This is a genomic window from Treponema phagedenis (assembly GCF_008153345.1).
Classification (GTDB): Bacteria; Spirochaetota; Spirochaetia; order Treponematales; family Treponemataceae; genus Treponema; species Treponema phagedenis.
The window spans coordinates 2,258,132-2,271,847 of sequence record NZ_CP042818.1; the positions used below are offsets into that span (position 1 = coordinate 2,258,132).

At 40.6% G+C, this 13,716-nt stretch carries 11 protein-coding genes; 4 read left to right on the forward strand and 7 right to left on the reverse strand.

What is annotated here, in order from left to right:
* Positions 1-140: 140 nt before the first annotated feature.
* From FUT79_RS10055 to murG, 3 genes are read right to left on the reverse strand one after another with little or no spacing between them, the layout of a single operon-like run.
* The gene (locus FUT79_RS10055; RefSeq protein ID WP_002697978.1) at positions 141-1,436 is read right to left on the reverse strand and encodes a hypothetical protein; all 1,296 of its coding nucleotides are present in this window, start codon (positions 1,434-1,436) and stop codon (positions 141-143) included.
* 6 nt (positions 1,437-1,442) lie between these two features.
* Positions 1,443-1,922, reverse strand: coding sequence for a CvpA family protein (locus tag FUT79_RS10060; protein WP_002697972.1), 480 nt, complete (start codon positions 1,920-1,922; stop codon positions 1,443-1,445).
* Positions 1,919-3,031 (reverse strand): undecaprenyldiphospho-muramoylpentapeptide beta-N-acetylglucosaminyltransferase, encoded by a 1,113-nt coding sequence (gene murG, locus FUT79_RS10065; RefSeq protein ID WP_148889629.1) that lies wholly within the window; start codon positions 3,029-3,031, stop codon positions 1,919-1,921. The genes FUT79_RS10060 and murG overlap by 4 nt, the downstream gene beginning before the upstream one ends.
* A 695-nt stretch (positions 3,032-3,726) precedes the next feature.
* On the opposite strand from murG, the gene FUT79_RS10070 reads away from it, so the two are divergent.
* Positions 3,727-6,531 (forward strand): ankyrin repeat domain-containing protein, encoded by a 2,805-nt coding sequence (locus FUT79_RS10070; RefSeq protein ID WP_039943587.1) that lies wholly within the window; start codon positions 3,727-3,729, stop codon positions 6,529-6,531.
* A gap of 298 nt (positions 6,532-6,829) precedes the next feature.
* A complete protein-coding gene (gene recO / locus FUT79_RS10075; RefSeq protein WP_002697964.1) occupies positions 6,830-7,591 on the forward strand; it encodes a DNA repair protein RecO in 762 nt (253 codons plus the stop codon).
* 332 nt (positions 7,592-7,923) lie between these two features.
* Here recO and FUT79_RS10085 read toward each other — a convergent pair whose 3' ends face one another.
* The 4 genes from FUT79_RS10085 to FUT79_RS10100 all read right to left on the reverse strand — a co-directional run bounded on the left by FUT79_RS10085 (position 7,924) and on the right by FUT79_RS10100 (position 10,836).
* Complete coding sequence (locus tag FUT79_RS10085; protein WP_002697958.1) at positions 7,924-8,400, reverse strand: SoxR reducing system RseC family protein; 477 nt, start codon at positions 8,398-8,400, stop codon at positions 7,924-7,926.
* On the reverse strand, positions 8,369-9,190 hold the full coding sequence (locus FUT79_RS10090; RefSeq protein WP_148889631.1) for a TIGR00282 family metallophosphoesterase: 822 nt from the start codon (positions 9,188-9,190) through the stop codon (positions 8,369-8,371). Before FUT79_RS10090 ends, FUT79_RS10085 begins: the two co-directional genes overlap by 32 nt.
* The gene (locus tag FUT79_RS10095; protein ID WP_024752432.1) at positions 9,187-9,723 is read right to left on the reverse strand and encodes a tetratricopeptide repeat protein; all 537 of its coding nucleotides are present in this window, start codon (positions 9,721-9,723) and stop codon (positions 9,187-9,189) included. The genes FUT79_RS10090 and FUT79_RS10095 overlap by 4 nt, the downstream gene beginning before the upstream one ends.
* 78 nt (positions 9,724-9,801) lie before the next feature.
* Complete coding sequence (locus FUT79_RS10100; protein ID WP_148889633.1) at positions 9,802-10,836, reverse strand: polyprenyl synthetase family protein; 1,035 nt, start codon at positions 10,834-10,836, stop codon at positions 9,802-9,804.
* A gap of 225 nt (positions 10,837-11,061) precedes the next feature.
* On the opposite strand from FUT79_RS10100, the gene FUT79_RS10105 reads away from it, so the two are divergent.
* Positions 11,062-12,060, forward strand: a complete 999-nt coding sequence (locus FUT79_RS10105; protein WP_148884095.1) for a Wzz/FepE/Etk N-terminal domain-containing protein — start codon at positions 11,062-11,064, stop codon at positions 12,058-12,060.
* Positions 12,057-13,556: an SLBB domain-containing protein gene (locus tag FUT79_RS10110; RefSeq protein ID WP_044635006.1), complete on the forward strand. Its 1,500-nt coding sequence runs from the start codon at positions 12,057-12,059 to the stop codon at positions 13,554-13,556. Before FUT79_RS10105 ends, FUT79_RS10110 begins: the two co-directional genes overlap by 4 nt.
* Positions 13,557-13,716: the final 160 nt, after the last annotated feature.

Sequence of the window (13,716 nt, forward strand, 5' to 3'; positions counted from 1 at the left end):
ATACAATACGTACTCGGCGATCTTTCGCTGCAAAGATTAAAAACTCAAGCGCAGATAAAAAATTCCGGCAAAGTTTAATTTTCTTTTATACTATACGTCATTCAAAAATAGCGTTAGAACATAGCTGCAGTGCATAATTTTTAACACACCTCTTTCATTTGTTCGGCACAATTTTCAAGAACCGCTTGAGGAGAAAGATTAAAAATATCCACCGAAGATTGCGCAGTATGTAACAGTTTTGAAAAATTTGCATAAGTTTCCGTTTCTTTTGCAGAGAGCGTTCCCGCTCGCAATCCTTCCCGCAAAAATAAAATAACATGGGCAAGAAATAATCGGTACACTGTGCGGGATTTACATCCTTGCAATAATTTTATTATTTCCGATATGCCGGAACCGGTTTTCGGAAGAATAGTTTTCCGATATGTTTGCACACTTACGAAAAGCGTTTCAGGAATTGCTTTTTTTTGAGCACTGCTGCGTTCAAACATATTTTCCAAAAAGAGCGCGGCAGCTTCTTTTATATCTTTTTCTGAAACAGGCAAAAAGCTATAAAGATATTGCTGCAGTAAACTTACCTGTCCGAAGTTTTTCTCATCGGGAACTTCCGATCTGAATACACGTTTGATTACTTCTTTTTCCGCATCAAAACTGCGATCAACAAAGGCGTAGGTTCTGACGCGCGATAAAATCGTCGGAATGATTGCCGCACGCCGCGCAGTGGTCAAAATAAAGGTTGCATACTCGGGCGGCTCTTCAAGTATTTTCAGAAAGGCGTTGCGGGCGGATTCTTGCATTTTATCGGCGTTTTCGATAATCACTGTTTTTCTTTTACCTATCGGCATAAGTCTAACCCATGCGGATACTTTACGTACCTGATCAATCGGAATGCTCTCATACATGCAATCATGTTGCAGTTTTTCGGCAGTAGCGCAGATTTTATCAATCTGTTTTTCTATCTTTGTATAATCAATCGTCGAATCCGTTTTTGTTGTTGCATCAATAAAACCCACCAGTTCTTCATCTAATGTCGCAAGCAGAGGAGCAGCTTTTAAAAATCGTGTTTCAGTCGGCTCCCATAAGCGAGCATCAAAACGAGCGGTGAGCTTTCGTATTGATCGAATAAAAAGATAGCGGGACGGTATTGTTTTTGCAGATAAAAAAGCATGGGCCGCGGCTCGTATTTCGCATCCCGTATCTCGCTGCCCGATAATTATAAGATCGGGTGAAGTCATTTCCCGTTGTTTCAGACAGGAAGGACATGCACAACTCCATTCGGCATTACCCGTACAAGATACTATTCGCGAAAGTTCGAGGGCGGTAGTAAGTTTACCTGCTGCTTCCGGCCCCGAAAAAAGAATAGACGGCGGCAATGTATGTGCCGTGATATCATCAATAAGAAGCTTGATCGTTTGTTGTTCAATCACATTCTCAAACATAAAACCTCACTTAATAAGATGAAAAAACCTTGAGCTGTCAACAATAAAAGGAGAAAGGAGTTTTACAAAAATACTGTCAGCCAGAAATGGTTGTAAATTGATAATGGGCTGTACATGCAAGATTATCAGGATAAGCGCAATAACTAAAAGCCCTTCGGCAATCCCTAAAAAAAAGCCTAGCGCTCTGTCAAGATTTGTCATGGTTGCTCCGGTAAACATTGAGCCGACCAGCAGTTGAAGCAGTTTAACGCCAATGTAGGTAACTACAAATAAAAGCAAAAACGAAACAATGGATGCGAAAAGCGTTCTCCCTATAAAACCAACTAGAAAAGGTGTAAAGGGTTTATAAAAAAGGACGGCAGCCAGCAATGCTCCGAGCACAGCCGCTTTTGAAAAAAACTCTTCAATAAAACCCTTTACCGCAACCTTTACTACGATAATAAGAAAAAGCGCTCCAAAGATTAAATCAGCAACAACTATTGTCATATTTTTTTCTCTAACTCCGCAATTAGTAAATCCGCAATATACTCGGCTGGTTTTTGTTTGCCTAAATGCAAAGCAGCTTCGTGCGCAACACGCAATTTTTCCGGATTATGCAGCAAGTCTTGTAAAAGAGCGATGAGATTTTCCGCTGTAGTTTTATTGCCGCTTAAAACAAAGGCAGCTCCTTTTTTTTCAAAAAAAGCGGCATTATCAAGCTGATCCCCGCGCGATGAGCCTTTTTCCAAAGGTACCAAAACCATGGGCTTTCCTGCGGCAGCGCACTCCCAAATAGAGTTTGCGCCGGCACGGGAAAGTACAATATCCGCTGCGGCAAGCACCTGCGGTATTTCCTCCCGAATAAACGGAAAATACTGATATGAATCAGCGGCATGAATTTTTTGTTTTATCAATTTTGCCTGATCGACATTTGCCGCCCCGCATTGATGCACCACATAAAAATGCTCCGTAAGGAAAGAGATTGACTCAAACACTAAATCATTTATTTGCCGCGCCCCTAAACTGCCGCCTTGTATAAAAAGCAAGGGCTTTTTTGTATCAATATGCAAAAAGCTTCTGCCCGCATCCGCCTTCGCCGTGTAAAAATCAAGGCGCACCGGATTCCCCGTATACACAGCCTTCCCTTGCTGCTCTTTTTTTAAGAACTGAATTGTTTCAGGGTACGCGACAAAGATTTTTGCTGCGCTGCGACTATTGAGCCTTGTGGCAAGACCGGGCGTAAAATCTGATTCATGGGTAATAACCGGAATTCGCAAAAATTTTGCAGCCATACAAGGCGGAACGGACACAAAGCCTCCTTTGGAAAATACAAACGCCGGTTTTAACGTTGCCAGCAAATACAGGGATTTTATAAAACCTCCCGCAACCTTAAACACGTCAACAAAGTTTTGCAAACTGAAATATCTGCGCAGTTTTCCCGCCGGAATGCCCTTAAACGGAAGTCCTCCGCTTTCCACATACGAGCGATCCGCTCCCTTCTCGTCTCCGATCCAGACAATCGAAATGCCTTTCTTTTGAATCATTACCTCGGCAACGGCAAGACCGGGGAAAATATGCCCGCCCGTACCTCCGCCGGTAAATACAACATAGCTCATGGCGCAAAGTGTATCACAATGACGCAGTTTTGCAAAGAGCCGGCAAAAAATGCGTAAAACATTAGAGCCATATTTATTTCGGAAGCGTAAAAAAATAAATTTGAAAGAGCTTGTTTTTCTTTAGATGTGAATTTGCAAAATTTTGCATAAAACTCAACACAAGAGAATAAAAAGTTTGATAGCCGTATTTGTTAGGCAAAATAACAGTATCCGGAATAATTCTCATTAGTATAGCGTTTTGTAATCAACTTCCTTGTTGGGTTAATCAAAACATTAACAGGTGTCTTGCAGATTTAACATTGCTATGGTAAATTGCCCACCGCTACTCAATTCCAAGCGATGTTTAAAAGCATCAGCACAAAACTGTAAAATTGAAGCTTTAAAACTCGTTGGCGAAGTTAAAGCGAATTTCTAAAACTTCGCCCTTGCGCCGTGTCGGACTCTTTTTTATAACAGGAAGCTTTAAAACTCGCAAGGCATAATTTTGCCATTTTTATAAGATGTATTAAAAAACGCTGTATTGTGCAGCAGTAAGTTAATTCCAGAACACCGCAATAGCTTCATAATGACTCATACCTATTCCCCTAAAGCGCATATCTTTTTTGCCGATGCTGATAGTACGTTATTATTTTGTAATTTTGATTATAAAAATTAAAGCAATATTAATTCAGGAAAATTCTATTGGGAGGCTTATTTTGCAGCGAAATTTTCATGTATTTTTAAAAAAACTTACCGGAATCATCGGCAGTCTTGTACTCGCTTGTATAATCTTTTCCTGTACCTCTACGCCTCTGCCGGAACGGAAGCAAACTCTTTTTGAACTTATACAAGAAGGAAATATCGAAGGCTTAAAAGAACGTTTTAGTAAAGAGTCCGTAAATATCCGTGACAGTGCGGGAAATACCTTATTGCACGCAGCGGTTAAACAAAATAATGAGATTATTATTCGATTTTTATTAAGTATGCGTGCTAATCCTGAAGACACCGACAGTATGGGCAGAACACCTTTGATGCTTGCTATAACCGAAGACTGCCTTGAGGCTGCAAAAGTTTTGGCCGAAGCAAATGCAAATATTTTTGCGTATGACGGTAATAATGATACTCCTTTCGCTCTTGCTGCCCGAAAAGGAAGCGCAAAGTATATTCTAACCGCACAAACAGTTTTACAACAGGACAAGGACGGAAGGACGCCGCTACATTACGCCGCCATTGTATTAGATGAAGAGTTGGTAAAAGATATTCTAAAAGAAGGCAATCCTATACAAAAAAAAGATAAAGACCACAATACTCCTTTGCATTTGGTATATAAAAAAACCAATCATATTGAAGCGGCAAAAATTGCAGCGCTGCTTTTACGTGCCGGAGCGGAACCTTTACACAAGAGTTTTGATGAATTTGAAATAGCGGTATTAAAAAGAAATTACTCAATGCGTTTTAATAGCGGAAATACAGCTTTGCACATGATGGCAAAAGAAGGGTTCCTTGGTTTTATTCGGTATTTAATCGCACAAGGCGTTGACTTAAATGCAAAAAATGTTGCAAGCTCAACCCCCTTACACGAAGCGGTACGCAACGGTCATGCCGATGCAGTGCAAGTACTCTTACTTTCCGGAGCAGACCCAAATGCGCGCGATGCTTCTTCAAATACTCCGCTTCATATTGTTATGCCAAAAGAAAAGCGTATACGTATTTTCACCGATTTACTTAATGCGGGAGCGCTTCCTTCTTTAAAGGACATTTACGGTGAAACTCCATTACACATTGCAGCTCGAGTGGGAATGGATGTAAGTATCATTAATCAGTTAATCCGTGCGGGAGCGGATGTAAATGAACGGAATAAAAAAGGAGAAACACCTCTTTTACTTGCAATTGATCGAAACAATATTGCTGCAGCAACATATTTTGTTACGCTTGGAGCGGATATTAATGCGGAAAACATTGATAAAGAAACTCCTCTTACAAAAGCGTTTGACAAAGGACTTGAAACCGTTAAAGCAATTATCACTCCGCAAAACCTGGGCGGAAGAGATTCCCTCGGTAGAAGTCCTTTACATATTGCAGTAATAAAATCCTGCAACACGGATATTCTGCGCTTTCTCCTCAGCGAAAAAAAGCAAATATCAGCAGGAGATCAAATGGGAAACACACCGCTGCATTATGCGGTTGCCAATAATGACAAAGTTGCAGGGGAGCTTTTAATGGCAGAAGGTGCCAGCATTTTTGTGGCGAATATGCAAGGAGCTTCTCCTTTAAAAACCGCCCTTACACAGGTTGGTGGCAGAGAAGGTTGGATATTAAATCAAAAAACCATTAATGCCCAAGATAGTGCCGGAAACACGCCGCTGCATTATGCTGCCGAATGGAAGCTTGTTTCTATTATGAACTATATTATTCTCAAAGGCGGTAAAATTGATGCCCGCAACACAAATGCGGAAACGCCTCTTTTCAGTGCGGTAAAATCAGACAGCGCCGATGCCATACGGCTTTTACTGCATCCCGAAACAGGCAAGAGCGCAAATATTGATGCACGAGACTTTTTAGGGAATTCCGCATTGCATGCCTGCATACGCTGGTCGTCGTATGATGCGGCGGAAGCTTTACTGGAAGAAGCAAAGTTAAAACAAATTGCGCTACAAAATGCGCAAAACCTTGCAGGAAAAGCCCCTTTACACGATGCGGCGGAGCAAGAGCAATTAAACTTTATCCGATTACTCATTGAATATTATGCAAAAATAAACATCGGAGACGAGACCGGAAAATCTCCTTTGGCGGATGCCGTAATTTACGGAAGAAAAGAAGCGGTACGCATGTTATTGGAAAATGGCGCATCCCCGGTACAGCAAGATATGTACGGACGGACAGCCTTCCATGAAGCGGTAAATCTTGGATCCTTAGCGATTATTACCGAAATTAGAACCGCCGGAGGAAATCCGCTTGCACGCGATTCCTTCGGTACAACACCGCTATCACTTGCCCTCTTTATGGGAGACACCTTTGTTGACACTGTTGTAGGCACAAATCCAATGCTTGCAAATTCAGACGGAGACTCACCGCTTCATATTGCAATAGCTGAAAATGCAAAAGAACACACCTTAAAACTTTTGCTGAACAAAAAATATCAGGTAAACAAGCGAAACAGAACGGGCTCATCAGCTCTCCTTACCGCTGTAAAAAACGGAAGAAAAGATTTTTGCAAAGATTTACTTGAAGCGGGTGCCGATCCTTTTTTAACAAACAATGCGGGAGAATCTCCGCTATCAATAATGCTTTCCGAGCAAACAGACATGATCGATATTTTTGCAAATTTCGCGGCTCAAAAAACCGATGTTATCGGAGACACCATATTGCATTATGCCGCAAGAATTGCAAATGCGCAAACAGTTAAAAAACTCATCAGTATGAATAAATTCAATCTGCTTGAACGAAACACTGCCGGAGAAACTCCCCGCGATGTTGCCCTCCGCTGGAAACGCAGTGATATTGCTCAGTTACTTAATTAAGAATACATTCTTAAAAAAATCACACACACGTGCGGTATTTTACTGCAAGCTATTTCGATTTGATCATTATTCACCATTGTATACAAGCATACAATGGTGAATAATAGTTTTTTTTACCCTGCTCTTCTTCATCGCTTATGGTATAAAATCCGATTCCGCAATTGTTTTTCAGATATGCGGTTTAACTGCTCTATCACTTGCGAAACAAATCCCAATGCTAAACGAAATTCATCAATCTAAAAGAGTGCCGCTATTTCGCAGCTTGATTTAATCTCCGCTTTTTTTTATTATTTTATACATGGCAAATCGTTCACGAACTGCGGAAGCTTTGGTGCTTTCTTTAGGAGAATTCGGAGAAGGGCATCGAATGGTGCGTTTATTTATTAAGGAAGATACTACGTGCTCGCTCTTGCACGCTGCCCTGTACGGCGGCGCAAAAAGTAAGGCACGCAGTTCTATTGCCCCTTATCAAACCGGAACCGTCTGGTTGTATTCAAATCCGATCAAAAACACGCATTCGATAACCGACTTTGCCATTACCTCATATCGTTTTAGTATTAGAGAAAGTCTTGTCCGTTTATGGAGCGCCGCTCTTTGCGCGGAGCTTATCGATGCAACAAAGGGAAATATCAGCTGGGTTTTGGTAAACGCGTTTCTTGACGGCATAGAAAACCTTCCGGACAATGAGTGCAAAGTCGCCCTTATCAGATTTTTGTGGCGAGTATTATTGGGCGAAGGGATTGCTCCGGAAATTGACTGCTGCGCCGCGTGCCGAAAAAGCTTTACCGATTTATTGGCAAACGAATATTTTTATTATCATACGCATGAGGAGCTCTGCCTTTGCAGCAGCTGCAGCGATATATCACAAAGCGGTTTTCAACTAAGCAAAGAAGCGCTTTTTTTTCTGCTCGCCGTGAAAGAAAAACCTCCCGCCTATTCGCGGGCGCTGCCGCTTTCCCAACAAACCTACGGAATGCTACGGCGTTTCCTCTTTTACCTTATCACCAAAATGAACGGCAAAAAACTGAACACCATTGAAAGCGCGCAAGGTTTGCTCTAATGTAGCGTTTTGTAATTAAGTTGCTGTTACCTTAATCGGAGCATCACCAACAAAAGCGTGCGGATTCAGTATCACTATGGTAAATTGCTCACCGTTGTCAAACTCAGAACGGGCACGGACGCCCGTGGTTCCACGCAGAATTGAGTTTGAAAACTACCACAGCGCACTCGGAGTTTTCAAACTCACAGGTTTCATTTTGCCACGGACGGCAAAATGAAACCGTTGTGTCAAACTCTTTTTTATACAATTTTTTACGTTTTTGGTACGATGTATTAAAAAACGAATTGACTTATTAAAAAACGCTGTACTAAACGTGCATATCTTTTTAAAAGCTAATTTCCGATAACTTCGGGAAAAACGCGGTCGCCGAGAACGTGTTTTATAAGGAAGGCAAGCAGGGTTCCGCAAATTAATCCTACCAAAATTCCGAGTATGGCGGTTCCTTGATTATCCGTATAGCGAAAAATGAGTCCATAGCCAAGCGCCGCTAAAAAAAGAGGTACGATAATTGAAATAAGGATTTGAATCAGCGTTTGCATTTTTGTAGTGATTACCGTTACCGCATCTCCAATCGAAAGACTTTTACCTTTTTTATTTAATGCGATAACTTCGTTTCCGTTTATCACAAAAAGCCCTGTCTCCGCATGTTCATAATTACAGCCTGCGCAGGAAGGGCGGGAAGCGGCGTTAAAAGTATCGGTAGACTTAATTGAACAGGCGCACGTATCCTGTATGAGTTCTATTTTTAGTTTTTGAAATCCGTCTTTTGATTTTTTTTCAATTGCTTTTACTATTCCCCGTTTTCTCATGTTTTTCTCCTGATACTATAATTCGCTCTATGGTTTTTGCCGTGCCGTCATCATTGACTTCCAATACAATCCCTTGTAAGCAGGGACATTCCCAACTATGGCGGGTGAGATTAAAAAGCCCCGTTTTATATTCTTGTATTTTACCTTGCGGGTCAAAACCTCCCACCGAATAAAAACTGCCGGTTCTCCCCGAATCGGTGATATAAGCGGTTTTTTCAGATAAGATAGTTTCATCGGCGGTGGGAACCTTGTTTCCCGATCCGATTACTGCGGAAACTTTTCCGTTCAGAAAAAACCCCATTGTTTGCTTTTCCGCGGTTGACAAAGCCGCATAATCAACGATAACAGCGGAAGTTTCTTGTTTTATTTTTTCTATTGTTTCAAGCAAAAAAGGAAAAGGATTATCTGCAACGATTTTCCGTATTCCCATTCTTCCTAATAAAGAGATAACTGCAAGCTTTTTTTTATTCAAATTTGAATAAAAGATTCCCATGCCTTTTCCGGGACTTTCAGAAGATACATTCATAGGACGCAAAACATAGGAAAGAGTATCCAGTTTTTCGGTTAAATCAGGCTTTTGAAAAATAGATTCTCCTGCGGTGATACAGTCAACGCCCAGTTTGTGCAAGTATCCCGCATGCTGCCTTCCAAGGCCGGAAAAACCGGTTGCGGAATTTGCATTGGCAATAATAAAATCAGGACGATATTGTTTACGCAATTGAGGTAATAATTCTTTTACCAAAAACACTCCGACTTTCCCGATAAGTTCCGCTATATATATAATTTTCATTCCTTTTCCTCGTCAGGGTAATTCATTTGTTCTAAAAGTTTTGTGCAAATTGCCGCTTTTTCATCGTTTTTAAGCACAAGATACGTATCCCGTAAATTAAATACCGCATCTCCGAGATCGGGCATCAAAGAAACGGCGGTCTCAAATGAGCGTAAGGCTTCGGTATATTCTTTTTTATTAAATAAAAGAGTCCCGTAATTATTCCATATTCTGCCGCTATCGCTTTCCAAGTTAAGTGCGCGCATATAGGCTTTTTGCGCAGCCTCAATTTCTCCGGTTTCGTGTAAAATAACGCCGAGTGTGTCCCAGATGTCCGCATCAAAAGGATCGCAACGGGCAGCCTGATACAAAGCGCTGGTGCAATCCGTTTTTTTCTTAAGTGCATAATAACTTAACCCTAAATTAAACCACATCAGGCTATTATGAGGTTCCATTCTTAAACCTTTTCGAAGACAGGCAATAGCCTCCGCATGCAACCCTTCCGCAGCAAGAGTTACAGCAAAATCATTTAAATAATCGGCTGTTTCTTTCATATTGTCCTCCTGGTCGTATATATTATACTCAAACATACATTTTCATTTGTTTTAAGAAAAACAAATCTTGTATGTACCCTACTCCATACTATGAAAAAGATCGGCAATAAGTTTTGCCGCCGGCTTAGCGGGAAAATGACCGCAAAGTTGCAGTACGGAAGCTTCTATCATTTGAATCCCGTAATTTTTTGCCCGCTCCGCCGCCTTGGAAGAATTCAAGAGCTCAATGCATTCCCGTATTGCCTGAGATTCTATTCCTTCTTTTTTTGCCGTTTCAAAATAACTTTGAATCTTTTGCAGATCTTCGGGATGTTCTTCAAGATGAAATATTACCGGAAAGCTTTTCTTTCCTTCGACAATATCATCTCCGATATTTTTTCCTTTATTTCCTCCCGTGATATTTTTTGCATCATCTAAAATTTGAAATCCGATCCCTATCGATTCCATTGTTTTCCCGTATTGCTCTGTAGCTTCCTCCCCTGCTCCGCCGGCAAGAAATCCGATTTCCGCTGCAAGCCGTGCAAGCGATCCGGTTTTTAACGCAATCATTGCCATATATTCTGCCCGCGAGGGGATAAAATTCGAGTTTCTATGCCAATCGATATCCATTGCCTGCCCAAGATGTAAGTTGGTTAAATTTTTATTAACCGTCCGATACAGAGAAAGCTTTAATTCCGAAGAAGAAGGATACGCATTGATAATTGACATTGCATGAAAGTAAAGCCAACTCGCCGCATTTATCGCCGTATCCGTGCCGTATTGTATGTGGATAGCCGGTGCACCTCTTCTGGTTTCGGCGGAATCTTCTATATCATCGTGAATAAGGCTCGCCGTATGGATAAATTCAATTACCGGCGTTAAGGCATAGGCGCGGTACGCATCACCGCAGGCAAGTTCCGCGGATAGCACTGCAACCAAAGGACGCCATCTTTTACCGCCTCGCAGTACTAAGTCTTTGCAAGGCTTAAGCAGCGGCAAAATATGACGCGGTAAAACTGCTTCGGGTATATCTGAAAAACTGAGGTTTACCCAGTCCTGATCAATATATTCCAGCAATGCCGCGTATAATGCTTCTTCTATTCGTTGCAATCGCTGCGCAAATTCTTCACTCATGCGTATACTATAGCCTATGTGCACAAAATTTTCTATAGGGGATGCCGCATGTTTTACAAAAGTCAAGAAATTCTTAAAATAATGGAGTATTTCCGCCGCCTCAAGCCTTATAGGTTTTTTGTTTTGCGTATAGTTCCTAGCAAACTTAACACGGATTAAAAACACACACAATTTACCATTTACCATCTTTACAAATACAGTGGAATTTAGTATTATCGTAAAGATATGAATGACCAAAATGATGAAATCAGTCTGATTGATATTTTTGCCGTGCTCTGGCGCAGAAAAAAAATGATTATAGGAGCCACCCTTTGTTCGGCGATAGTTATAGTTATTCTCTCCATTATTTCAATGGTACTACCTGCAGAAAAGTCTTTTTTACCTAATGTATATACTTCTACCGCTTTGATGCTCATCAATGATAGCCATGGAGGAGGAATGAGCAGTCAATTGCAAAATGCCGGTTTAGAATCTTTTGCAGGCATGCTAGGTGGTATGGCAGGAAAAAAAGGATTAAATTACGGGCAGCTTGCGGTGTTTCTTACAGAAACAAATGCTTTTTTGGACACTGTTGTAGATACTTTTGATTTAATAAAAAGATATAAAATCACAAAATTCCCTCGCTCAGGAAGCAGACGGCTGTTAAAAAAATATATTAAAGCAAAATATGATGAAAAAACAGGAGTTTTTACTGTGAGCTTCACCGATATAGATCCTGTCTTTGCCCACCAAGTCACAAGTTTTATTGCTCAATACTATGAAAAAAGATTTGATGAACTTGGACTAGATGTTGATAAACATCAAAAGGCAGGCATGCAGGAAACTATGAATTTAGCGGTAAAAAAAATACAGAAACTTATGGAAGAAAGAAAAAAACTTGAAGCCAGTGTTTCGATGGGATTTAGCGGCAATATTCCCGCGATTAGCCTGGAAATGGAGCGTTTGGCAAAGGAGATTGCCGCACAAGAAGCTTTTTATACTCATTTGAGGGTGCAGGAAGAAACGATGAATCTTGAGCAGCGAGCCAATGTTCCTATTTTTCAGATACTTGACGCCAGCGAAGTTCCCGATCAAAAATCAGGTCCGTCAAGAGGTATGCTTTGCATCATAACAGTTTTTGCAGTGTTTTTTCTTTCTATATTTTTTGCTTTTATATTACAATCAATTGAAAATATAAAAAATGATCCTGATACACTAAAAAAATTAAAAGGAACGGAATTGTGAAAAAGAGGCTTTTTTTTGTTTTTTGTTTTTTGGCTTATAGTATATGCCAGCAGACAATACTTGCTCAACAAACAATAGATACACAACAGGCGATGTCAAATCCGAACTATCTGGTTACCCCGGGGGATATGTACAGACTTTCCTATGCAGTTGGAACAACGAAAATTGATTATACAATAGCGGTAGATATTTCTTATCGAGTGAGGATTTCAAACTTAGCAATTATTAATGTACGAGGCATGACTTTTTCAGCATTTAAAAACGAGGCAGAGCGAATTGTTTCAAAAAACTATCCCTTAAGTGCAGTACAGTTGGCAATGATTTCTCCTGCCCGGTTTTCGGTCATCGTCAAGGGAGAAGTAAAAACAACCACCGAGGTTCCCTGTTGGGCATTGACAAGGCTATCGGCAGTGGTTACTCCTCTTTTAACACAATATTCGTCAATAAGAGATGTTTCCATAACATCGGTAACGGGTGAAACTAAAAACTATGATATTTTTAAAGCTGCAAATGAGGGTGCTTTGACGGAAGATCCATATCTTCGGCCGGGAGATATCATTACCATACAAAAGCTTCAACGTTCGGTTGTTTTAAAAGGTGCGGTAAGGCGGCCGGGGACGTACCAGCTTTTAGAAAATGAAAATTTGGAAACCTTAATCAATTTATATGGCAAGGGATTTACAGATTCTGCAAACTTAGCCGGAATAAAAATAAACCATGCGATAACCACGGAAGAAACGGATGCAAATGCCGAATTTGCGGATTGGTCTGAACAAGCACAGGATGTTGCTTTAAAAAACCGAGATACGATCATTGTGCTCGATAAAGAAGATTCACATCAAGTTGTTTATTTTGAAGGAGCCTTTTCTTTTAAGAATTCCTCTTTAGTTTCAGGGGATAAAATAGTTTCAGGGGATAAAATAGTTTCAGGGGATAAAATAGTTTCAGGGGATAAAATATCGGATTCTATTATCCCTGTACAATTTACACGAGGTGATACTCTCGCTTCTGCAATACGAGAAAGAAGGACATGGTTTGGTCAGTATACCGATACAGCGGCAGCATATCTATTACGTGAAAACAAGCGGATCCCCATAGAGTTAAACAAGATACTTTACGATATCGAATATCAATGTCCGATTGAATTACAGGCAGGTGATAGATTAATAGTTCCTATTCTAGTGCAACAGGTTACCGTGTCGGGAGCTGTTATGCGGCCCGGCAGATACCCTTATGCACCCGGCCGTACATGGAGTTATTATATCGGTCTTGCGGGCGGCTTTGATACCAACCGAAATACGGGATCGGCTGTAATTATCAGAGATATTTATGGAAAAAAACAAGACAAAAAAACTCCGATTATGCCTGAAACCGAAATTTATGCAAAAAGTAACTCTTTCCTTTATAATTTTAGTCTATATGCCCCGATTATAACGGTTAGCGCTACAGTTGTCACTGCTGTTATTGCGGTTTTAACATTTGTGTACAAAAAATGATTAAAAACATTATTTATAAAGAAGAGTTTATAATCAATATGCCTAAGGTTAAATCGTATAGAAACCTTTGAAATACCAATTTTTAAAGGTTTCTAATAGGGATGTTTTTCTGAAGGTTACTACTAAACCACAAGATAAGGGCTTGCCATGTCTCTTTGAA

Coding starts and splice junctions, on each gene's coding strand:
- FUT79_RS10055 (WP_002697978.1), bottom strand. CDS start 1,436: ATGTTTGAGAATGTGATTGAACAACAAACGATCAAGCTTCTTATTGAT.
- FUT79_RS10060 (WP_002697972.1), bottom strand. CDS start 1,922: ATGACAATAGTTGTTGCTGATTTAATCTTTGGAGCGCTTTTTCTTATT.
- murG (WP_148889629.1), bottom strand. CDS start 3,031: ATGAGCTATGTTGTATTTACCGGCGGAGGTACGGGCGGGCATATTTTC.
- recO (WP_002697964.1), top strand. CDS start 6,830: ATGGCAAATCGTTCACGAACTGCGGAAGCTTTGGTGCTTTCTTTAGGA.
- FUT79_RS10085 (WP_002697958.1), bottom strand. CDS start 8,400: ATGAGAAAACGGGGAATAGTAAAAGCAATTGAAAAAAAATCAAAAGAC.
- FUT79_RS10090 (WP_148889631.1), bottom strand. CDS start 9,190: ATGAAAATTATATATATAGCGGAACTTATCGGGAAAGTCGGAGTGTTT.
- FUT79_RS10095 (WP_024752432.1), bottom strand. CDS start 9,723: ATGAAAGAAACAGCCGATTATTTAAATGATTTTGCTGTAACTCTTGCT.
- FUT79_RS10100 (WP_148889633.1), bottom strand. CDS start 10,836: ATGAGTGAAGAATTTGCGCAGCGATTGCAACGAATAGAAGAAGCATTA.
- FUT79_RS10105 (WP_148884095.1), top strand. CDS start 11,062: ATGAATGACCAAAATGATGAAATCAGTCTGATTGATATTTTTGCCGTG.